Source organism: Thalassospira sp. (genome assembly GCF_002709775.1).
GTDB lineage: Bacteria > Pseudomonadota > Alphaproteobacteria > Rhodospirillales > Thalassospiraceae > Thalassospira.
On record NZ_PAQR01000037.1, the window covers coordinates 26,324 to 46,835 of the forward strand.

At 55.2% G+C, this 20,512-nt stretch carries 20 protein-coding genes; 7 read left to right on the forward strand and 13 right to left on the reverse strand.

The features are described 5' to 3' along the window. Positions 1–87 precede the first annotated feature (87 nt). The gene (locus CMO10_RS13745; RefSeq protein ID WP_297023193.1) at positions 88–981 is read left to right on the forward strand and encodes a LysR family transcriptional regulator; all 894 of its coding nucleotides are present in this window, start codon (positions 88–90) and stop codon (positions 979–981) included. A gap of 93 nt (positions 982–1,074) precedes the next feature. Here the strand turns inward: CMO10_RS13745 and CMO10_RS13750 are convergent, their stop codons facing one another. From CMO10_RS13750 to CMO10_RS13765, 4 genes are all read right to left on the reverse strand, one after another. Continuing rightward, positions 1,075–1,521 carry a DUF7282 domain-containing protein gene (locus tag CMO10_RS13750; protein ID WP_297023196.1) on the reverse strand — a complete coding sequence of 149 codons (447 nt, stop codon included), beginning with the start codon at positions 1,519–1,521 and terminating at the stop codon, positions 1,075–1,077. Between the two features lie 126 nt (positions 1,522–1,647). Next, positions 1,648–2,376, reverse strand: a complete 729-nt coding sequence (locus CMO10_RS13755; RefSeq protein ID WP_297023199.1) for an anti-sigma factor — start codon at positions 2,374–2,376, stop codon at positions 1,648–1,650. Next, positions 2,373–2,915 carry a sigma-70 family RNA polymerase sigma factor gene (locus tag CMO10_RS13760; protein ID WP_297023202.1) on the reverse strand — a complete coding sequence of 181 codons (543 nt, stop codon included), beginning with the start codon at positions 2,913–2,915 and terminating at the stop codon, positions 2,373–2,375. The genes CMO10_RS13755 and CMO10_RS13760 overlap by 4 nt, the downstream gene beginning before the upstream one ends. Positions 2,916–3,057: 142 nt before the next feature. After that, positions 3,058–3,927 carry a LysR family transcriptional regulator gene (locus CMO10_RS13765; protein ID WP_297023204.1) on the reverse strand — a complete coding sequence of 290 codons (870 nt, stop codon included), beginning with the start codon at positions 3,925–3,927 and terminating at the stop codon, positions 3,058–3,060. Between the two features lie 149 nt (positions 3,928–4,076). Here CMO10_RS13765 and CMO10_RS13770 point away from each other — a divergent pair, with 149 nt between their 5' ends. Continuing rightward, positions 4,077–4,310 (forward strand): hypothetical protein, encoded by a 234-nt coding sequence (locus CMO10_RS13770; protein WP_152630653.1) that lies wholly within the window; start codon positions 4,077–4,079, stop codon positions 4,308–4,310. 113 nt (positions 4,311–4,423) lie between these two features. Here CMO10_RS13770 and CMO10_RS13775 read toward each other — a convergent pair whose 3' ends face one another. From CMO10_RS13775 to zwf, 5 genes are all read right to left on the reverse strand, one after another. Further along, positions 4,424–5,065, reverse strand: coding sequence for a bifunctional 4-hydroxy-2-oxoglutarate aldolase/2-dehydro-3-deoxy-phosphogluconate aldolase (locus tag CMO10_RS13775; protein ID WP_297023208.1), 642 nt, complete (start codon positions 5,063–5,065; stop codon positions 4,424–4,426). 21 nt (positions 5,066–5,086) lie between these two features. Beyond that, entirely contained in the window at positions 5,087–6,025 is a 939-nt protein-coding gene (gene glk, locus CMO10_RS13780) for a glucokinase (protein WP_297023211.1), read from the reverse strand. Continuing rightward, on the reverse strand, positions 6,025–7,857 hold the full coding sequence (gene edd / locus CMO10_RS13785; RefSeq protein ID WP_297023212.1) for a phosphogluconate dehydratase: 1,833 nt from the start codon (positions 7,855–7,857) through the stop codon (positions 6,025–6,027). Before edd ends, glk begins: the two co-directional genes overlap by 1 nt. A 5-nt stretch (positions 7,858–7,862) precedes the next feature. Next, positions 7,863–8,582, reverse strand: coding sequence for a 6-phosphogluconolactonase (gene pgl / locus CMO10_RS13790; RefSeq protein ID WP_297023214.1), 720 nt, complete (start codon positions 8,580–8,582; stop codon positions 7,863–7,865). Positions 8,583–8,667: 85 nt separating this feature from the next. Then, positions 8,668–10,161 carry a glucose-6-phosphate dehydrogenase gene (gene zwf / locus CMO10_RS13795; protein ID WP_297023217.1) on the reverse strand — a complete coding sequence of 498 codons (1,494 nt, stop codon included), beginning with the start codon at positions 10,159–10,161 and terminating at the stop codon, positions 8,668–8,670. Positions 10,162–10,960: 799 nt separating this feature from the next. On the opposite strand from zwf, the gene CMO10_RS13800 reads away from it, so the two are divergent. The 4 genes from CMO10_RS13800 to CMO10_RS13815 all read left to right on the forward strand — a co-directional run bounded on the left by CMO10_RS13800 (position 10,961) and on the right by CMO10_RS13815 (position 15,925). Further along, the gene (locus CMO10_RS13800) at positions 10,961–11,092 is read left to right on the forward strand and encodes a hypothetical protein (protein ID WP_255353093.1); all 132 of its coding nucleotides are present in this window, start codon (positions 10,961–10,963) and stop codon (positions 11,090–11,092) included. Between the two features lie 701 nt (positions 11,093–11,793). After that, positions 11,794–13,083 carry a polyhydroxyalkanoate depolymerase gene (locus tag CMO10_RS13805; protein ID WP_297023226.1) on the forward strand — a complete coding sequence of 430 codons (1,290 nt, stop codon included), beginning with the start codon at positions 11,794–11,796 and terminating at the stop codon, positions 13,081–13,083. A gap of 169 nt (positions 13,084–13,252) precedes the next feature. Continuing rightward, positions 13,253–15,130 carry a monovalent cation:proton antiporter-2 (CPA2) family protein gene (locus tag CMO10_RS13810; protein ID WP_297023228.1) on the forward strand — a complete coding sequence of 626 codons (1,878 nt, stop codon included), beginning with the start codon at positions 13,253–13,255 and terminating at the stop codon, positions 15,128–15,130. Between the two features lie 54 nt (positions 15,131–15,184). Further along, positions 15,185–15,925 (forward strand): SDR family NAD(P)-dependent oxidoreductase, encoded by a 741-nt coding sequence (locus CMO10_RS13815; RefSeq protein WP_297023231.1) that lies wholly within the window; start codon positions 15,185–15,187, stop codon positions 15,923–15,925. 6 nt (positions 15,926–15,931) lie between these two features. On the opposite strand, the gene CMO10_RS13820 is transcribed toward CMO10_RS13815, so the two are convergent. From CMO10_RS13820 to CMO10_RS13835, 4 genes are all read right to left on the reverse strand, one after another. Next, on the reverse strand, positions 15,932–16,567 hold the full coding sequence (locus CMO10_RS13820) for an NUDIX domain-containing protein (protein ID WP_297023233.1): 636 nt from the start codon (positions 16,565–16,567) through the stop codon (positions 15,932–15,934). Positions 16,568–16,592: 25 nt separating this feature from the next. Next, entirely contained in the window at positions 16,593–17,381 is a 789-nt protein-coding gene (locus tag CMO10_RS13825; RefSeq protein WP_297023236.1) for an alpha/beta fold hydrolase, read from the reverse strand. 164 nt (positions 17,382–17,545) lie between these two features. After that, positions 17,546–17,707, reverse strand: a complete 162-nt coding sequence (locus CMO10_RS13830) for an RSP_7527 family protein (RefSeq protein ID WP_161794612.1) — start codon at positions 17,705–17,707, stop codon at positions 17,546–17,548. A gap of 533 nt (positions 17,708–18,240) precedes the next feature. Continuing rightward, positions 18,241–19,788 carry an NAD-dependent succinate-semialdehyde dehydrogenase gene (locus CMO10_RS13835; protein WP_297023239.1) on the reverse strand — a complete coding sequence of 516 codons (1,548 nt, stop codon included), beginning with the start codon at positions 19,786–19,788 and terminating at the stop codon, positions 18,241–18,243. Positions 19,789–19,992: 204 nt separating this feature from the next. Between CMO10_RS13835 and CMO10_RS13840 the strand changes: the two genes are divergently transcribed. Further along, a complete protein-coding gene (locus tag CMO10_RS13840; protein WP_044828374.1) occupies positions 19,993–20,457 on the forward strand; it encodes a c-type cytochrome in 465 nt (154 codons plus the stop codon). Positions 20,458–20,512 lie beyond the last annotated feature (55 nt).

Sequence of the window (20,512 nt, forward strand, 5' to 3'; positions counted from 1 at the left end):
TTTTTATGACAACAATGCGATATCTCTGGATAATTCATGTGCCTGCCATCATTTATGATGGCAGGCAATTGCAGCGAAGGAACCATTATGCCGCGTGAGAATTTCAATGATCTGGTGGCGTTCCTCGCCGTGGCCCGCGAACAGAGCTTTACCAAGGCGGCCGCAAAATTCGGGCTTTCTCAATCTGCACTCAGCCATACCATTCGCAGTCTTGAAAGCCGCCTGGGCATCAGGCTTCTGACCCGAACGACCCGTGCTGTCTCCCCGACAGAGGCTGGTGAGCGGCTGATCAAAAGCATCGGACCGCTGTTTGACCAGATCGAGGAAGAAGTCGACGCATTGAATGACTTGCGCGACAAGCCCGCCGGTACAATCCGCATTACGGCCGCTGATTATGCCATTGATTATGTCTTGTGGCCCAAGCTTCGAACGTTTTTGAAGGACTATCCAGATATCAATGTGGAACTGGTCCTTGATAACGGTTTGACCGATATTGTGACCGAGCGCCTTGATGCCGGTGTTCGCCCGGGCGAGCATCTGGCACAAGACATGATTTCGGCCCGGATCAGTCCTGATTTCCGCTACTGCATTGTCGGCGCGCCTGACTATTTCGAAAACAATACGCGCCCTGAACACCCCCGCGATCTTGTCCAACATAAATGTATTGGCATGCGCCTTCCGACCTATGGCGGGATCTATCCGTGGGAGTTTGAGGAAGATGGTCGCGAAATCAGCGTGCGGATCAACGGCCAGGTCGTCTTCAACAATATTTACTATATTCTTGAAGCTGCCCTGGATGGCTTTGGGCTTGCTTATATCCCCGAGGAAATCGTTGCCCCGCACCTTGAAAGCGGGCGACTGCAAAGCGTCTTGCAGGATTTCCTGCCCTACTGGGATGGGTATTACCTTTATTATCCCAACCGCCGACAATCATCGCCTGCTTTCAACGCCGTGGTGAATGCCCTGCGTCACAAGACTTGATTGCGGCATTTGGTTCACGCATGAAAACAGCCCGCAAGGGGGCACTTGCGGGCTGAATGCGATCTCGTTTGGTTGGATAAGGTAGTTTCTGCCTTACTTGGCGGATACAACCTTCATCACAAGTTTTCCGTCCGGTTTGATCGGGCCATCTTCCTTGGCACCCAGGGTGTATTCGAATACGCCGGTTTTCATGCCACCAGCCTCGGAATGCACCATCAGCATCAACATTTCACCGGACTTGACCGGTTCCTGCAGGATGGCCGACACATCCATGTTTTCGCCCTTTTTAAGCGGCGCATAACCGACAACCGGGCCGGGCTTCATATCGCTGCCGGTACGGTGAACGACCAGCCAGCCATTTTCGTCCGCCATGATTTTCGATGCAGTTACAACGCCACTTGAAACATCCTGATCCATGGCGTCGACCATCGGGCCCATGGCGTTGGCCGCACCAGCACCACCGAACACGAAACCAGCACTCAGCATCATTGCCGTTACCACGCCGGTTGCCTTTGCAGTTGCTTTGGCTTTGAAGGTCATGTGAAGTCTCCTTTGCTTTTCATCTGGAACGCGCTGTTTTCTGCGCTTCGCTCGTATCGTGCGTTTCATCGCACACACAGAAGCTACGCAGGCAAATCAATCGGGTTTCAGCAAAGGTGATTTTTTTTAATGGGCGACCGAAATCAGGCGCCCATGGATCGCAGGCCCCGTCGGTTGACCGGTTGGCGACCCGCCTTCCGGCTCAAGACTGATCCCAAAGGTCGCATCGCGCAGCATGGCAGGATCAAATCCCCCCAGCTGCTTGGTCGTGGGATTGGAAATGTTCTCAAGCAAACCAAGCGATTTCGGCTTCGGTCCGGTTTCCTCTGTGACAATCCAGAGCTGGTAGGTCTTGCCTTCGGGAACGGTTGCCTCGACCGGGCGAATGGTGACTTCGCGGGTTTCGATATCGACACTCATGACAAAGGCAGGCTGTGTATCATCGCGATGGAAAACAGCAACGAACTGCCCATCCTGCATCGGGGAATTAACATCGCCGGCAAGCACAACAACAATGAGACTTGCCGCAATCGCCGCAGCGCCAAGCGCCCCTGCACGCCAAGCCGCCATCCTGCGTTTGAGTTTGGCAAATTCCGCGATGCTTGGCACATGCTGCGAGGCGGTCTGTGCGGCATTTTCAATACGGGTACGAATTCCCGCAAACAGGTCGCGCGACGGGGCGATTGCATTGTAATGGGCATTCAAGGGCGACAGGCGCGCTTCCCACTCAGAGATGGCGCGATCAAGCTCGGCATCCGACCCGCGACGCAGTGCAACAGCTTCGCGTTGGGCCGGATCAAGCGTCCCCAACACGTATTCTGCTGCCAGAATGTCGATGTCATCCCGGTCCGTCATGTTCCCAGGCATTCCTTTAACTGTCTCAGGCTGCGATGCAGCCAGGTCTTGATCGTTCCGACCGGTTGGGCAAAGCGGTCTGCCAGTTCAGCACGCGACCAGCCTTCGAGATAAGCCAGCTTCACAATCTGCTGGCGGTCGTCTTCAAGGCCATTCAAGCAATGTTCAAGCTGTCGCATATCGTCTGCAGCAGCCATCTGATCAAACGCAGTGTCCGAGAATATCAAAGTTTCAATGTCGGCATCTTCGATATCTGCTTCCGGGCGTTGCCGCCGAACAATATCAATCGCCCGGTTGCGCGCGATCGTTGCCATCCACGTGATGATCGAGGCACGACCGGGTTCGAAATCCCCGGCCTTTTGCCAGATACGCACATAAATGTCCTGAAGGGCATCCTCGCTCTGCGCGCGGTTTTTCAAGATACGCAGGACGATGCCAAAAAGTTTCGCGGATGTTGCATTATAAAGCCGTTCGAAGGCATCCATGTTGCCTTCGACGGACTGCTTAAGCAGGTTTTCCAAATCCCGGGTCGATGTCATAGCCACCGCCAGATGCATGCAGACCGGCAAAAGTGCCGCCGCATGAAAGAAACAAATACGGGATTTTCATCCCGAGCCATTTTCCTTTACGCAAGCCAACAGCAACCTGATCAGTTTTACAGAAAACCAATCCCGTCCTAAATCAGACCTGATATTCCTCGGCAATATTGTCAGCAGCCTTGACCAGTGCATCCATCACAAGGCGGACACCGGGCGAGCGGCGCATATCGGGATGGACAACCATCCAGACACTTTCGCGGCTGCGGCCATCGATATCGGCGTGGATCAATTCAAGTTCCTCGTCCTGATCGCCGAAATAACGCGGCAAAACGCCAACCCCGTGTCCGGCAGCAATGAACTGACGCACGGTTTCGGTATCATCGGCGCGGAAACGGCAGGGTAATTCGCGATCCAGCACTGTTCGAACCCATTCGCGTTTGGACGCGCCATAGGTGGTGTCTTCATAGCCGCAGAATTCCCAATACATTTCCGGCACGCGTTCCTGATAGCCGACCGCGCCATAAAGCCCCACACCGAGTTCGACCAGTTTGCGGGTAATCAGGCCAGGTTCACGCGGGGTAATCATGCGCACGGCAATATCGGCTTCGCGTCGGGCCAGGTTGACCACATTGGCCGCCCCGACGATTTCAAATTCCAGCCCCTGATGGGCCTTCAGCAGACGGGCAAGACGCGGGGCGAACAAGACGCGCCCGGCGACTGGTGGCACAGAAATACGCACGACCCCATGGGCGGCTTCATCGCCCTTTGCCTGTCGCTCGAATGTCAGGGCTTCTTCTTCGACTCGTTCGGCCACAGGAACAAGATTTCGACCCGCTGATGTCAGCTGCCAGCCGCGTGGTAACCGGTCAAAAAGTTTCGTTCCAAGATCACCTTCGAGCGCCTCAATCCTTCTTGCAACGGTGGTATGCTCTTTACGCAGACGTCGCGCGGCTCCAGACAGGCTATTTTCTTCCGCAAGAACAAGGAAGTAGCGCAAATCGTTCCAATTCATATGCGTTATCTCACCCCTTGGAATCACTCAAAATATTCGTGCATTTTTGCACAGATGATATGCAAAACAAAGTAGTTCCCGTTTTATTTCGCATATGACATTTTCCGCAAATCGAAAGACACACCAACCGTAGATCAAAGGAGGCCACTATGGCACACACGGTTTCCGCTGCACCGCAGTTCAACATCGCGACCGACCCGTTCACCAAACGCATGCCGTTCGGTTCGCTTCTTGGCCAGATCGCAAGCAAGATCGGCCCGTCACGTGCCCATAAGGCCGCGAGCTACGGTTGGGATTCGCTTAGCCACGCAGAACTTGCCGACCTCGGTCTGCAGCGCAAGTTCAACGGTTCGACCTGGTATGTCGACCGTATCAAGGACTAAGCACTGAACCGGCCGCGACGCCGATACAGTCGCATGGACTACCCTGATGAAAAAGGGACCCTTTCGGGTCCCTTTTTTTGTGTCTGGGCTTTGGGCGTATGATCGGGAGGCGGTCAGGAACGCAGTGCCTTGACCTTGTCGGTGGCTTCCTGTGCAAGCTTGGTGATCGTGCCCCAATCACCGGCCTTGACCGCATCCTTGGGTGCTACCCAGGAGCCGCCCACGGTGATGATGTTTGGCAGGGCCAGATAATCAGCCAGGTTGGACAGCGACACACCACCGGTCGGGCAGAAGGATACCTGCGGCAGCGGGCCAGAAATGGCTTTGAGCATTGAAACCCCGCCCTGCTGTTCAGCCGGGAAGAATTTCAGGATGTCGTAGCCATGATCAATCAGGTTCATGATTTCTGACGGCGTACCAGCCCCCGGAAGCAGCGGACATCCGGTGTCTTTGGCCGCTTTGAGCAGACCTTCGGTATGGCCCGGCGACACGGCAAAGGCACAGCCTATTTCAGCCATGCGTTCCATTTGTTTTGCGTTCACGACCGTTCCGGCACCGGTAATCGCATCGGGTACTTCGGCGATGATGCGCTTGATGCTTTCTTCAGCCGCGGCAGAGCGCAGGGTGATTTCAAGCACCGGCAAGCCACCGGCAACCAGTGCCTTGGCAAGCGGGACGGCATCGTTGACATCTTCGATCACCAGAACCGGAACAACCGGTGCCTTGGACAGAATTTCACGCGATGAAAGGCTCATTAACTTTCCTCCAGGTTTCGATTACGCCGTTAGAATCTTGGCGCAACCGATCAGGGCCGGGTATTTCGCCGTCATCAGGCGTACCGGCACATCATTCATCAAATCACGGAACCGCCCCTTGGCGATCATGCGCTCCTTGAGCGCGCTTTTCTTCATATAGTCGGTAATGCGCGGACCAATCCCGCCACCGATAAACACCCCGTCAAAGGCGCCGAGCGTCAGCACCAGATCACCGGCGACACCGCCAAGGAACATGCAGAACCGATCCAGCACCTTGCAGCACAGCGGATCATTTGCACCAAGCGCACCCTCAACCACCTCGGCCGCGGTTTTGAGCGGAACATCAAGCCCATCAATCGCGGCAAGTGCGCGATAAAGGTTTTCAATCCCCATGCCCGATAGCACGCGTTCGGCCGACACCCGATCCAGTTCACCCGAAAGGAACTTGACGATCTCGTAATCCAGATCATCGACAGCAGGCAAGGACACATGCCCACCTTCGCCCTGGATCGGAAGCCACTTTCCTTCGTGTGGCAAAAGTCCCGAAACGCCAAGACCAGTGCCCGCACCAACCACCGCCAATGGCAATCCCGGGCGGCCCGGACCATCAAATAGCGTGATCAGGTCTTCTTCACCGAGATAAGGCACAGACATGGCAAGACCGGTGAAATCATTAACCACCACCAGCCGATCAAGGTTGAATTCGGCCTTGAGCGCATCTTTTGAGAACACCCACGGATTATTGGTGAACTTGACCGTATCGGCCATGGCAGGACATGCCACGGCGACCGCAAATTCACGCAAATCCGTGCAGTCGGTTTTCGCCATGAAATCGCGCATGGCATCGCCGATGGTGGCGTAGTCACGCACCGGCAATGTCATGGGTGTGTAGGGATCGCCAGCTTCATCCAGCCAGGCAAAACGGGCATTGGTCCCGCCAATATCACCAACCAGCTGCATTACGCGACTTCAGCCTCCCCCGGGAAAGCTGCAGAGGCACCAAGTTCAGCCAGACCAACATGTTCGCGGAATACACCGAACATTTCACGGCCAAAGCCATCCTGATGTTCTGCCTTGTTATCAAAGCTCGCAAACTCACGCTTGGCAAGTTCGGCCTCGGTGACATTGAGCAACAGCTCGCCGGTTTCGGCATCAAGGCGAATGACATCACCGTCCTGTACCTTGGCGATCGGGCCGTTCATCATGCCCTCCGGTGTCACGTGGATGGCGGCCGGGACCTTGCCGGACGCACCCGACATGCGGCCATCAGTGACAAGGGCAACCTTGTAGCCAAGATCCTGCAACACCCCCAGCGGCGGGGTCAGTTTGTGCAGTTCCGGCATGCCGTTGGCTTTCGGGCCCTGGAAGCGGACGACACAGACAACGTCACGATGCAGCTTGCCTTCCTTGAAGGCCTGCATCATTTCTTCCTGGGAAGTAAATACTGCAGCCGGGGCTTCGATAACGCGGTTTTCCGGCTTAACAGCCGAAACCTTGATCACGGAACGGCCAAGGTTACCCGAAAGCATGCGCAGGCCGCCATCGGCACTAAACGCCTTTTCGGTCGGACGCAGGATTTCTTCGTCATGGCTGTTTTCCGGCGCGTCACGCCAGGCAAGCTTGCCTTCATTGAGATACGGCTCGGTGCCATAGGCTGCCATGCCACCGGTATGAATCGTTTCAAGATCCGGGTGCAAAATACCGTTCTTGAGCAGATCGGAAATCACAAAGCCCATGCCGCCTGCGGCATGGAAGTGGTTCACATCGGCCTGCCCATTCGGATAAACGCGGCAAAGCAGCGGCACCAGACGCGACAGTTCATCGAAGTCATCCCAGCGAAGCTCGATCCCCGCCGCACGTGCCATCGCTGGCAGATGCAGGGTGTGGTTGGTTGAGCCACCGGTTGCCAGAAGACCAACGATGCCGTTCACAAACGCCTTTTCATCAAGGATCTTGCCGATCGGACGATAGTCATTACCAAGCTTGGTGATCTGCATGGCGCGACGTGCGGCTTCTTCGGTCAGGGCATCACGCAGATCGGTGTTCGGGTTAACGAACGCCGCCCCCGGAAGATGCAAGCCCATGACTTCCATCAGCATCTGGTTCGAGTTCGCAGTACCATAGAAGGTACAGGTGCCCGGGCTGTGGTAAGAGGCGGTTTCGGCTTCGAGCAGTTCCTTGCGGCCAACCTTGCCCTGTGCATACAGCTGACGGATGCGGGCCTTTTCATTGTTCGGAAGTCCCGATGGCATCGGACCGGCCGGAACAAACACCGCCGGGATATGGCCATAGGAAAGCGCACCCATGACAAGGCCCGGAACGATTTTATCGCAAACGCCCAGATAAAGGGCGGCATCAAACACATCATGTGACAGCGACACGGCTGTCGACATGGCAATCACATCGCGCGAGAACAGCGACAGCTCCATGCCCGGACGGCCTTGCGTCACACCATCACACATGGCCGGAACACCACCGGCAACCTGTGCGGTGCCGCCGGCTTCAAACACGGCCTTTTTGATGCGGTCGGGATAAACGCCCAGCGGCTGGTGGGCCGACAGCATATCGTTATAAGACGTCACAATACCGAGGTTCGCACCATCTTCGCCGTTAATGCGGGCCTTTTCCGCCGCACCACAGCCCGCCGATGCATGGGCAAGGTTGCCACATGACAGGGCAGAGCGATGCGGGCGATCAGAAGCCGCTGCCTCGATCTTGGCAAGATATGCTTCGCGGGTTGGTTTGGAACGCTCGATAATGCGTTTTGTAATCTGTTCTATTTCACGTTTCATGGGGTTCAGCCTTTCGGGTTCTCGGCGCTCCACCACAGATCGACGGGGACATCGTTCTGCTGCAAGATGGCGCGAACCGGCATCTCTTCGATTTCCGTGCCGTTTTTCGCGGTCTCATAGGTCGACCATTTGGACTGTCCGGTAATATGAATTGCAATGTACCGGGCATTAAGGATAGCGGGCAAAGTCATGCTGATGCGCGGGACCGGGGATACGGTCGGGCGGGCAGCGGCGACCAGTTCGCTATGCTTGGGATAAAGCCCCTTATCAAGGGCTTCAGGGGTTGAGGACGGGAAAAGCGATGCGGTATGGCCGTCATCCCCCATCCCCAGAAATACGATATCAAGCGGCCAGTGCATTTCCGTGCGCAAACGTGCGCTTACGGTTTCGACCGCGTCTTCCGGACTGGTGTCCGATGTTTTCAGCGAGACAAAGCGGGCATTCTGCGCTTCGTTGATAAACAGGTTATCGCGCACAAGCTTTTCATTGGACTGATCATCATCAAGCCCGACCCAGCGATCATCACCCAAGGTAACAATCACCTTTGACCAATCAAGACGGGCCTGGGAAAGGGTTTGAAACAGCGGCTTGGGAAAACGTCCACCGGCAACAGCCATGCTGGCATGTCCGCGGGTTGCGATGGCAAATTCCAGACGATCAACGGTTTCCTTGACCATTGCCGCAAGCATTTCATCGCCGCTTTTAAATGTGCGTTCGTTTGTCATGTCTTCTTCCCGAAATTGGGGTCATCGCGTCGTTGTGCAAGTCCAATGCCCGCCCCATCAGGGCGGACACCGGGAAAGCGCAATTCTAGAACCCGGCTTCTTCGTTCCAGGTCCGGCCATCGCGTTCGATCAATGCAATGGCAGCAGACGGGCCCCACGTTCCGGCGGTGTATCCCTTGGGCGTGACATGATTGTTCTGCCACGCTTCCTGAATGGCATCGACCCACTGCCAGGCAATGTCCTGTTCATCGCGACGGACAAACAGCGTGTTGTTGCCATCAATCGCATCAAGCAACAGACGCTCATAGGCATCGGGGCTTCGGCCACCAAAGGCCTCGGCAAAGGACAGGTTGAGTGCCGTCGGGCGCAAACGCACAAGACCCGGTCCCGGGTTCTTGTTATTGAGCACAAGATGGATACCGTCGTCAGGCTGCAGGCGCAGGACCAGCTTGTTGGCCTGATAGTTGGTCATGGACTTTGCCAGCGGGAAAATCTGGTGCGGGACGTCGCGGAACTGAATGACGATTTCCGAATGACGCTTGGGCAGACGTTTGCCCGTGCGCAGATAGAACGGAACACCTGACCAGCGCCAGTTATCAAGTTCTGCCCGGATCGCGACAAAGGTTTCCGTGGTGCTGTCGGTATTGGCACCTTCTTCCTCAAGGTAACCCGGCACTTCCTTGCCACCCACAGCGCCCTTGCGGTACTGGCCACGAACGGTGGAGCTATCGATATTGGAATCGTTGATCGGTTGAAGGGCCTTGAGCACCTTGACTTTTTCATCACGAACGGCGTCCTGATCAAGGACATAGGGCGGTTCCATCGCAACAAGGCAGAGAAGCTGCAACATATGGTTCTGGACCATATCGCGCATGGCACCTGCATCGTCATAATAGGACCAGCGGCCCTCAACCCCGACTTCCTCGCCGACCGAAATCTGTACGTGATCGATATGCGCACTGTTCCAGAGCGGTTCAAACATTGCATTGGCAAAGCGCAGGATCATCAGGTTCTGCACCGTTTCCTTGCCAAGATAGTGGTCGATACGGAAAATCTGGCGTTCTTCGAACACTTCACCGATCTGGCCGTTGATTTCGCGGCAGCTTTCAAGATCGTGGCCCAGCGGCTTTTCAAGCACGACGCGGGAGTTCGGCGTTACCAGACCGGCCTTTTTGAGATTAAAGGCCATGTCGGCAAACAGTGACGGACTGGTCGAGAAATAATAGACGCGGTCACGATCCGGCTGATCAGACAGCTTTTCATGCAAAACCTTGAAGCCGCTCTCATCGCCGGCAGATACCTGCACATAGGCGATGCGGCTGGCGAACTTCGCCCAGATTTCTTTGTCAAACTCGCCTTCAGGAATGAATTTCTTCCCGGCTTCGAGCAGTTTGGCCCGGAAGTCTTCGTCGCTATGCTCGCTGCGCGATGCGCCAAAGATACGGGTTTCATCATCGAAACGCCCGGTGCGTTCCATTTCATACAGAGCGGGAAAAAGTTTGCGTAACGCCAGATCTCCGGTCCCACCGAAAATCACGATATCCGCGATACGATGCTTAAGCCTTTGCCTTTGTTTCATTATGCCCTTAGCCTTCCAACGTTTTCTTCCCGTCGCCAAGGTGGGACCCCGGATCTTGCGATCCTGGCAGACAATCGGGGCACGGCCGATGCCGTGATGCAGAACCGGATTTTCCGATCCTGCCTGCTTTTTGTCACCTCACAGGAATATGACACCCTGACTGTGACCGAATTCTGTCATCAGATGACTGACGACCGGAACCCTGATGTCCGGCCCTGCTGTGTCCTGAGCAGCAAGGCTAATTTATCAGGTTCCTAACGCGCACTGTTACACGATCCATGGGGGCAAGACCACTGCGATCACGCGCGATAGAAGACGTTTTACCGAAATCCGGTTTAACCGTAACAGTTTGTTGCAAAACCACTGCAATTACAGCCGGATTTCCTGCATTTTAGGACAGTTGAAACATCGTGCAACAATTTGATTCCAGCGACGCGACGGCGCCCTTAACCAAAACAGTTTGCACCTTTGCCAAGGCACGCCGGGTTTGTTGCAAAAATTGAACTGATTTGGGCGCCACGCATGATGTTCGCCTATGGTCCTCGTATGAGAACATTGAGAACATCACAACAAGACTCGCAGGGAATCGCAGTTTTCCGGGAGTTTTGGAGCCCATCGCCCCACCTAAACCCCGTTCTCGTTGCAGTCCTTACCCAAAAATGAGAACATTTGTGAACGTTATTTAATCAAATTAAATCAATAACTTAAATAACAATACCCTCATTTGTTCCAACTTTGTTCTTGATGGAACAAAATCAGAACAGTATGGTTTCTTCAGACAGATTGAGGAGGACAGACCATGTTGAAACTGATTGATAACCCGACCCGCTTGAACGAGCTTTGCAGCACGGTCGCTGTTGTCGGCAGCACAGGATTTTTCCTGTTCGTCATCGGACTTGGCATGGCCCAAACCCTTCGCGGTCTGATCTGAGAATTCCCAACACACGTTATCTGTGTTTCCGAGGCCCGGACCATTAGCCACCAAGCTTTTGTCCATCACGGGCGTCTGACCGGCAGGCAACCCCGCACCCAAACCCTGTCCCGCCTGTCGGTCAGACCTTCCCTACGCCCGGTCTTCCCCAAATGGCCTTGGCAACCGCAATAATGATTTCCGCATACTCCGCATACTGGCGCCGCTATTTCCCCGATAGCGGTGCTTTTTTTTTGTTTTGGGCGCCCCAGGCACCAAAACCAGCCATCTGACAAATGCGAGTCTTGTTCACATTTGGCTCATACATTCCTGCGCAGGATATTGTCCGAACCTGAGAAAAACATTTGTTGCATCGCAACAACTTGCGCTGCATTGCAAAATTTCACTCGACAAATCGGGGAAATTTCGTTTGAATCAGGGTGAAAAACGACAATTTGGACTTTCATCATACTTAATGGCTATTGCATGTAGGCCGAACTCACGTAGGCTTCGAGGCAATTACTGGATTTCTGCATGCTGGTAACCAGCCCTTTTGCTGTGCATCAGATCGGCCCACGCCATTTGGCGGTTCTGACCAGAATCCTTAAAAAATGCCAAGTCGCGCCTGCAGACGAACTGCGCGCGAACACAAACAGGATGAAAGCCGTAAACCAGGTTGGTGACCACTGAAGCGTTTGTCGGTCACCCGGGAGTGAGAGTAAATGCTGTATCACCTTTATGAATTGCAGCACGCCACAATAAGCCCGCTTCGCATGGCCGCTGACGCCAGCAAGAAGTGGCTGCGCAATCCGGCCAACCCGATGTCCTATACCCATCAGGGTCGGGCAGCAGCAGCAGCATGTGACGTGTTCACCCATATTACCCACCGTTACGGCAAACCGGAATTCGGTCTGGACACCACGGTGATTGACGGCGAAACCGTTCCGATCACCGAAGAAGTCGTTCACAGCGAAGCTTTTTGCAATCTGTTGCATTTCAAGCGCGAAACCGACCATCTGAAAACGCAGCCCGATGACCCGCGCCTGTTGATCGTCGCCCCGCTTTCCGGGCACTTTTCAACCCTTCTGCGTGGCACGGTCGAAGCCCTTCTGCCCGATCATGACGTTTATATCACCGATTGGATTGATGCCCGTCTGGTGCCGGTCCATCTCGGCCATTTCGATCTGGATACCTATATCGATTACATCATGCGCTTCCTGCGCAAGCTTGGCCCGAACACCCACATGATGGCAGTTTGCCAGCCCTCTGTGCCGGTGGTTGCGGCTGCATCGCTGATGGCCGCGGGCAATGAAACCTGCCAGCCGGCATCGATGACGCTGATGGGCGGGCCGATTGATACGCGTGAAAACCCGACCGAGGTCAACAAGTTCGCCAAGCAGCACAGCCTGGACTGGTTTGAACGCCACGTGATTTCGCATGTACCCCTGCCCCATGCGGGTGTAATGCGCCGTGTGTATCCGGGCTTCATGCAGCTTGCCGGCTTCATGAGCATGAACTGGGATCGTCACGTTTCAGCCCATCACGACATGTTCAACCACCTTGTCGAAGGTGATGGCGAAAGTGCAGAAGCGAAACGCTCCTTCTATCAGGAATATCTAGCCGTGATGGATATGACGGCCGAGTTTTACCTGCAGACTCTGAAGGTCGTGTTCCATGAACACAGCCTGCCGGAGGGCACCATGCGCTGGCAGGGTGTTCCGGTCGATCCGTCTGCCATCACCAAGACCGCCCTTCTGACGGTTGAAGGCGAACGTGATGACATTACCGGCATGGGTCAAACCCGTGCGGCGCACAAGCTGACCACCAACCTGCCTGACAGCATGCGCATGCATCACGTTCAGCAGGGTGTCGGCCATTACGGCGTCTTTAACGGCCGTCGCTGGCGCGAACAGATCAGCCCGCGGATCAAGGATTTCATCCGCCGCCATGATCACGAGGGAAAAGGTGCCCGCAGCGCCCCCAACGTTACCCATATCAACGCTGCCGAATAGCGCCGACAGCGCAATCAATTTAAAAGCCGCCCTGTGCAAGGGGCGGCTTTTTTTATACATCCTGCCTGGGGCAATCAGATTACAATCAGGCTGCCCCGCACCACATCACGCTGCATCATGTAAAATTATTGATTGATCGATCTCGCGATCCCGCCCCGGAGCCTGCCCGTTGGAAATTCTGTCTTCTGCCTTAATCTATCTTGTTGCCGCTGTGATCGCCGTACCGCTCGCACAGCGGCTTGGGCTTGGCTCTGTCCTTGGATATCTGATCGCGGGCCTGTTGATTGGGCCGGTCTTCGGCTTTATCGGCTCAGAGGCCGCCAATCTTCAGCATTTTGCCGAATTCGGTGTTGTCATGATGCTGTTTCTGGTCGGGCTTGAATTGCGCCCGTCCATGTTATGGGACATGCGCGGGCAATTGATCGGACTTGGCGGCCTGCAGGTCCTCAGCTCAACCGCGATCATTGCCATCATCGCCCACACCGCCTTTGACCTGCCATGGCAGCAATCGGTTGCAGTTGGCATGGTGTTAGCGCTGTCATCGACCGCCATTGTCCTGCAAACACTGGGCGAAAAGGGCTGGTTTAAAACTGCGGGTGGCAAAAGTTCGTTTTCGGTTCTGCTGACCCAGGACATTGCCGTCATCCCGATGCTGGCGATCATGCCGCTTTTGGCCGTATCAGATACAGGTCAAACCAACACCAGCAGCGCCGCAGGTACCGCCGATCCGACACAAAATGCGATCCTGCTGGATATGGTGCCGGACTGGGCGCAGATATTTGTGATTATCGCGGCGATTGCCACGATCGTCATTGGCGGACGCTATTTGATGCGACCCGTGTTTCGCTATATTGCCAAGACCCACCTGCGCGAAGTGTTTACCGCCGCCGCCCTGCTGCTGGTGATTTCCACCGCCCTTTTAATGGTCGCCATTGGCCTTAGCCCTGCCCTTGGCACGTTCCTGGCCGGTGTGGTTCTTTCCGACAGTGAATACCGCCCGGAGCTTGAAAACGATATCGAACCCTTCAAGGGATTGCTGCTTGGACTGTTCTTCTTGACCGTCGGGGCTGGCATCAACCTCAATCTGCTGATCGATGAACCGGCAACCCTGTTTGGTATTGCCTTTGGCATCATGGCGATCAAGGCGGCTGTTCTGTTTGTCATTTCATCGACAGCGCGCATGTGCGGTGCAGACAGAACGCTGTTTTCGCTTGGCCTGTCCCAAGCCGGGGAATTTGCCTTTGTCCTGTTTGGAATGGCGGTTGGTGTTGGGGCGCTTCCCGGTGATCTGGTGCAGAAACTAACCCTTGCGGTTGCGCTGACCATGATGCTGACCCCGCTTGCGTTTCTGCTATATGAACGCGTGCTTGCACCGCGCATTGTCAAACACAGCGCACGCGATGCTGACGTTATTGATGATACCGGCAGCGTGGTTTTGGCCGGGATTGGCCGATTTGGGCAGATTGTCACCCGCTTGCTTGCGACCAATGGCCATCGGGTGGTGGTTCTTGATCACGATCCGGAAGTGATTGAAAACCTTGGACGCATCGGGTTTCGCGCCTATTACGGCGATGCAATGCGCCCCGATCTTTTGCACAATACCGGCATTGAAAACGCCAAGCTTTTTGTTGCCGCCATTGATGATCGCGAAAAGCTGACATCGCTTGTCGCCCACGTTGCCAAGCATTATCCCAATGTCCGCATCCTCGCGCGTGCGATCGACCGCCTACATGTGTTTGAACTTGAGAATGCCGGCGCACATTTCATCGAACGTGAGACATTTGAAAGTGCGCTTAATCTTGGCCGTGACGCCCTGATAGAACTTGGCGAAACGCCCGCGCGTGCGGAACGCAAAAAAACAGCATTCCGCAAGCATGACTTTGAAACACTCGATAAATTGCGTGTGCGTTGGAACGACAGTGGCGTGGATAAGCAGTTCATTGACACCCTGCGCAGCCAGAATGCCACGCTGATTGAAATCATGCGCAACGAACAGGAAGACAGTAACGCTGGCAACAACACAAAGGGCAATGGCAAGCCCGATTAAACCAGTTCACCACCGCCACCGTACGACAGAGCAGACATCACAAGAGGTCCGTTCATGTCAGAAACCCCGACCGTGCATTTCACAAGCCTGCCGCGCGATCAGATTGCCATCGTGATTGGTGCGACCGGTGGCATCGGGGCGGCCTTTGTGCGGCACTTGCAGCAGTCCGGACATTTTTCAAAGGTTCTGGAATATTCACGTTCGACCAACCCTCGCCTGGATCTGACGGATCAGGCAACGATCACGCAGTGCGCGCAGGATGCAAAGACCTATGCCAACACGCATGATAACGACATTTGCCTAATTATTGATGCCACCGGCTATCTGCATGACGAGACGTTTCAGCCGGAAAAATCCATGCGCCAGATCGATCCGGACTATATGGCCAAGCAATTCCAGATCAACGCCATCGGCCCCGCGCTCTTGATGAAGCATTTCTGCCCGTTATTGCCGAGGTCCGGCAAATCGGTATTTGCCACCCTGTCGGCCAAGGTTGGCAGCATTGGTGATAATCGTATGGGCGGTTGGTATGGCTATCGCGCAGCCAAGGCAGCCCTTAATCAGCTGGTGAAATGCAGCGCGATTGAAATCGGGCGCAACAAGCGCGAAGCCATCTGTGTCGCCCTGCATCCAGGCACGGTTGATACCGGCCTTTCAGGGCCGTTTGCCAAATCAGGTCTTCGCGTTCAAAGCCCGTTTGAGGCGACAGCGAACATGCTTGCCGTTCTTGACCAACTGACTGCAGAGAGTTCCGGTGGGTTCTTTGCCTATGACGGCGAAAAGCTGCCCTGGTAGCGAGACCTATTTGCCAAGCAGACCGGTCAGAAGCGCGTGCTGCAACAAGATGACGGTCTTGGCATCACGGATGCGGCCATCGGTAATCATCGGCAGGATGTCATCGAACGGGACTTCAAGAACGTCGATATCTTCGCCCTCTTCAAGCAGCCCACCGCCCTCGCCTTCGCGATGTTCGCGGGTGACTTCGGCAACGAACAGATGCAGGCGTTCGGTGACCGACCCCGGGCTCATGAAAAGATCAAAGACCTGAACGAGCTTGCCGATCTTATAGCCCGTTTCTTCCTCGACCTCGGCAATGACGGCCAACATCGGGTCACGGTCATCAAGGACACCCGCGGGCACTTCGATCAACATGCCGTCTTCGTTGCCATTCACGAAGCTTGGCATCCGGAATTGCTTCGTCAGAATGACGGTGCGATCGGCAAGGTTATATAGCAACACACCCGCACCATTGCCACGGTCATAGGCCTCGCGGGTTTGGTGCTGCCATGAACCATCTGTGCGTTTCAGATCAAACCCGACGCGATAAAGGCGGTACCAGTTGTCCGACAGGCAATCGATGTCACGCACCCGGACGTGATCCTGTTTGGGGATCGACCAGCCATTTGGAAGATCAGAAGGAAGATCGGGATCAGACACGGTGACGTTCCTTTTTTTCTGTCACCTAACGGCTCAGGAAGGCAGAAAGGGTCAGCAAGACAGCCTCGGGCTTTTCGGCATGTACCCAGTGGCCCGCCCCCTTGATGCTGGTAAAGGCGGCCTTGGGAAACAGCGCCTTGATATGATCGCGGTCCTTGGGATCGATATAGTGCGAATTGGCCCCGGCGATAAACAGCACATCACGGCCATACTGATCAGAAAGCCCGTCTTCCGGCCAACCGGTAATATCATCAAGGTGATTGGCCATGGCATCGATATTGACCTGCCAGGACATCTTGCCGCTGTCCTTGTCTGTCACGACGTTCTGGGCCAGGAACTGCCGCACACCTTTTTCCGAAACACCTGATGACAGGGCCTCTTCGACCTCGGCCCGGCGCGATACCGCATCGAAATCCACCCCGCGCATGGCAGAGATATAGCCGCTATAATCATGGTCATAGACCACAGGCGCAACATCAACGACCACCAGATCGGCGACCAGTTCAGCATCCGCAGAAAGGGCCAGCATCATCGATGCCTTTCCGCCCATGGAATGCCCGACAAGATGCACCGGTTGATCTGAAACGTCCCGGATCAGTTCGGCCAGATCGCCTGCCATGGCGGGATAGGTCATTTCCATATCCCAGCCGGATCGTCCGTGATTGCGCAGATCCGCGGTGACCACGTGATATTTCTCGGCCAGACGTCGGGCGATGGCCGTCCAGTTGCGGGCCTGACCAAACAGGCCATGGATGATCACGATGGTGCCGTTGTCACGGTTTTCTTCGCCAAAGGCGTAATGGGCAAGTTTCATAAAGACCAACTTCCGGGCGTTTCAAACGGGGTCGATCCCCCTTAATAACGTTGCCAACAACGAAGGTGAAGAGCACAAACAAAAACACCCTCGCAACATCATGATGCGAGGGCGTTTTTAAGCGTACCGTGTAAACGGTCGCAGGGCTTGGTTGAGCTGCGCAATTACGCGCCAGCAGCAACACCGCCATGGGGTTTGTTGTGCGTACCAAACAGGCCACCAACTTTGCGTACCAGTGCGACAAGCATGTTGCGCATAGCCTGTGCACGGAGATGTTCAGCTTCACGCTGCAGGGCAACCAGATCATAATCACGATACATTTTCATGTCCGTTTCCTCATAAAAGCATCCGGCATTGTTCCCGCCGGGGTTTCGCTATGTGTTTCGTTAAATCCGATGTACGCCTGTTTGTGCATTCCTACGAGAAGAGTTTTCTCACCCCAAATATGCGCTTGACGCATACCTATTTATGCCGGTGACTTATTTTCATCATGCATATTTAACATGTTTGTTTCATGACAAATAAAGCGTTCATTTCCCTCACATTTGCAGCACGCACCGCCCGCAACGCCCGCCTTATCTATGATTAAGGTAATATGACACCCGTGTTTCCGTTGCCGTTTTCAAGATGACAGCAGAAGAAAAAAGATCGGAAAATGTTTGGCACAGAGGGATTTTTCGCCAAATGCGGTCAAAATGACGATTCTTTTCGCCAGATTCACACTAAACAATTTTGCATAGCTCTGGCGAAAGTAAAAAACGGCAATACCCGATCAGGATATTGCCGTTCTGCGATCTTTGATTTCAGGTCCGAAAAATGGCCGTTATCGCCACCCGAGCCGAAAGAAAATGCGCCGAAGCTAAAGCGCGTAATTGAGGTATTTGGGTTCGAGATATTCCTCAAGCCCCCAATGTCCGCCTTCGCGGCCCTGACCACTTTCCTTGACGCCGCCGAAAGGCGCCCCTTCGTGACTGGTGGTGCCGTCATTGATCCCGACCACACCGGTTTCAAGCCGGTCGGCCAGACGTTGGATGCGGCCGACATCACGACTATAGATATAAGACGACAGCCCGGTGCGAACCCGATTGGCAAGTTCGATCACTTCGTCTTCAGTGCCAAAGCGATAGATCGGTGCAACCGGGGCAAACAGTTCCTCGTCAAAGCAATCGGCGTCATGGGGCACATCGGTCATGATCAGCGGACGGGTGAAGAAGCCTTCTTCAGGCAAGTCCGCACCATGGATCAGGGTTGCACCACGTTTCTTGGCATCCGCAACAAGGCGTTCGACCTTTGCCACCGCCTGACGATTGATCAGCGGCCCCAGCTCCGTGCCGGGCACAAATCCATTGCCCATGGTCTGGGCATTGCTGGCCGCCACGAACTTTTCAACAAAGGCGTCATAAAGCCCGTCCTGCACAAAAATACGGTTGGCACAGACACAGGTCTGCCCGCTATTGCGGAACTTTGAAATCATCGCGCCGGCAACAGCGGCATCAAGATCGGCATCATCCATAACGATAAAGGGCGCATTGCCGCCAAGCTCCAGCGAGAGCTTTTTCATCGTCGGCGCGCATTGCTCCATCAACCGTTTGCCAACGGCAGTCGAGCCGGTGAAGGAAAGCATGCGTACGCGGTGATCGCCCGTCAGCGCCTCGCCAATCGGATGGGGCAGCCCGGTGACAACGTTAAACACACCTGCCGGGAAACCGGCCTGCTCGGCCAGCTTGGCGGCGGCCAAGGCAGAAAGCGGGGTATCTTCGGCCGGTTTGACAATGACGGCACAGCCCGCCGCAAGTGCCGGGGCGCATTTGCGCACCACCATGGTCAACGGGAAGTTCCATGGCGTGATGGCAGCGACCACACCGACCGGGTGCTTTTGCACGACAACGCGACGATCGCGCTGGGTGGCTGGCATGGTCTGACCATAGGCGCGCTTGGCTTCTTCGCCATACCATTCGGCATAGGCAATTGCACCGACGACTTCACGCAGGGCCTGATCAAGGGGTTTGCCCTGCTCAAGCGTGATCAGTGCTGCCAGATCTTGCTGATGAGCTTCAAGCAAATCGCGCCAGCGGCGCAGGATCTTGGCGCGTTCGCCTGCCAGCAAGCCCGACCAGGCCGGAAAGGCCGCATGGGCCGCATCAATTGCCTGACGGGCTTCAGAGGTGCGCATGAACGGCACCGCGCCAATCACATCACCCTTTGCCGGATCAATGACATCAAGGGTTTCACGGCTATCGGCCGCGCGCCAGACACCATTGATAAAGGCGTGCTTAAGGTTCCAGTCACGGATCACACCACGTGCGCGGCCACGGCCTTCACGGATAAGGTCATCCCTGGCTTTGGCATCAAGGGAGTTCGGGGTGTTTTGAACGTTTGGGGAACTATTGCTGGTGGCGGCAGACATGGGCGAAAGGTTCCTAGAAGCGCGGCAACAAAAAAATCATCGTGATCACGCGCTTGTGATTACAGTTTCGGGGGCGTTGCTGGGACACTAAGCCTTGCAGCAGGCTGATGGCAACAACATGCTTACATCTCAATATAATAATTTTAAACTGAGCGCTGCATCCCGAGAGATACGTTAACGCGTTTTGAGAAGAGAGAACACACGATGAAGAAGCTCCTTACTGCAGGACTCCTCGGCTCGATCATGGTCGTGGGTGCCGCTTTCCCGATGATGGCACAGGCTGACGAAGCATCCGACAATGCGCTGGTCGAAAACCGCAAAATGCTGATGGATGGAATCGGCGGCGCGATGGGTACGCTTGGCTGCTATATGAAGGGCCAGTGCGAATTGCCTGATCCGGTTCTGGCGAACCTGGCAAAGGGTATTGCCTTTGCTGCCGGTTCAGGCCCGGCCGCGTTTGAACCGCAGACCCCGGATGCATCTGTCAAAACCACCGCTGCGGGTGATGTCTGGACCAATTGGGATAAATTCGCTGCGGGCTTCCCGGAAATGCAGCAGGCCGCCCTCGCCCTTGCAGATGCCGTTGGTGACAAGGGTGCGATGGGTGCTGCCATGGGCAATCTTGGCAAGACCTGCAAAGGTTGCCACGACGAGTTCCGCACCAAGTAACGCGGTCTGGCTAAAGATCTTCTTCTGGTCGCCCTGCTCACCCCGGGCGACCGCC

Excerpts from the sequence above, each read along its gene's own strand:
- CMO10_RS13745 (WP_297023193.1), top strand. The coding sequence starts at position 88 with ATGCCGCGTGAGAATTTCAATGATCTGGTGGCGTTCCTCGCCGTGGCC.
- CMO10_RS13750 (WP_297023196.1), bottom strand. The coding sequence starts at position 1,521 with ATGACCTTCAAAGCCAAAGCAACTGCAAAGGCAACCGGCGTGGTAACG.
- CMO10_RS13755 (WP_297023199.1), bottom strand. The coding sequence starts at position 2,376 with ATGACGGACCGGGATGACATCGACATTCTGGCAGCAGAATACGTGTTG.
- CMO10_RS13760 (WP_297023202.1), bottom strand. The coding sequence starts at position 2,915 with ATGACATCGACCCGGGATTTGGAAAACCTGCTTAAGCAGTCCGTCGAA.
- CMO10_RS13765 (WP_297023204.1), bottom strand. The coding sequence starts at position 3,927 with ATGAATTGGAACGATTTGCGCTACTTCCTTGTTCTTGCGGAAGAAAAT.
- CMO10_RS13770 (WP_152630653.1), top strand. The coding sequence starts at position 4,077 with ATGGCACACACGGTTTCCGCTGCACCGCAGTTCAACATCGCGACCGAC.
- CMO10_RS13775 (WP_297023208.1), bottom strand. The coding sequence starts at position 5,065 with ATGAGCCTTTCATCGCGTGAAATTCTGTCCAAGGCACCGGTTGTTCCG.
- glk (WP_297023211.1), bottom strand. The coding sequence starts at position 6,025 with ATGCAGCTGGTTGGTGATATTGGCGGGACCAATGCCCGTTTTGCCTGG.
- edd (WP_297023212.1), bottom strand. The coding sequence starts at position 7,857 with ATGAAACGTGAAATAGAACAGATTACAAAACGCATTATCGAGCGTTCC.
- pgl (WP_297023214.1), bottom strand. The coding sequence starts at position 8,582 with ATGACAAACGAACGCACATTTAAAAGCGGCGATGAAATGCTTGCGGCA.
- zwf (WP_297023217.1), bottom strand. The coding sequence starts at position 10,161 with ATGAAACAAAGGCAAAGGCTTAAGCATCGTATCGCGGATATCGTGATT.
- CMO10_RS13800 (WP_255353093.1), top strand. The coding sequence starts at position 10,961 with ATGTTGAAACTGATTGATAACCCGACCCGCTTGAACGAGCTTTGCAGC.
- CMO10_RS13805 (WP_297023226.1), top strand. The coding sequence starts at position 11,794 with ATGCTGTATCACCTTTATGAATTGCAGCACGCCACAATAAGCCCGCTT.
- CMO10_RS13815 (WP_297023231.1), top strand. The coding sequence starts at position 15,185 with ATGTCAGAAACCCCGACCGTGCATTTCACAAGCCTGCCGCGCGATCAG.
- CMO10_RS13825 (WP_297023236.1), bottom strand. The coding sequence starts at position 17,381 with ATGAAACTTGCCCATTACGCCTTTGGCGAAGAAAACCGTGACAACGGC.
- CMO10_RS13830 (WP_161794612.1), bottom strand. The coding sequence starts at position 17,707 with ATGAAAATGTATCGTGATTATGATCTGGTTGCCCTGCAGCGTGAAGCT.
- CMO10_RS13835 (WP_297023239.1), bottom strand. The coding sequence starts at position 19,788 with ATGTCTGCCGCCACCAGCAATAGTTCCCCAAACGTTCAAAACACCCCG.
- CMO10_RS13840 (WP_044828374.1), top strand. The coding sequence starts at position 19,993 with ATGAAGAAGCTCCTTACTGCAGGACTCCTCGGCTCGATCATGGTCGTG.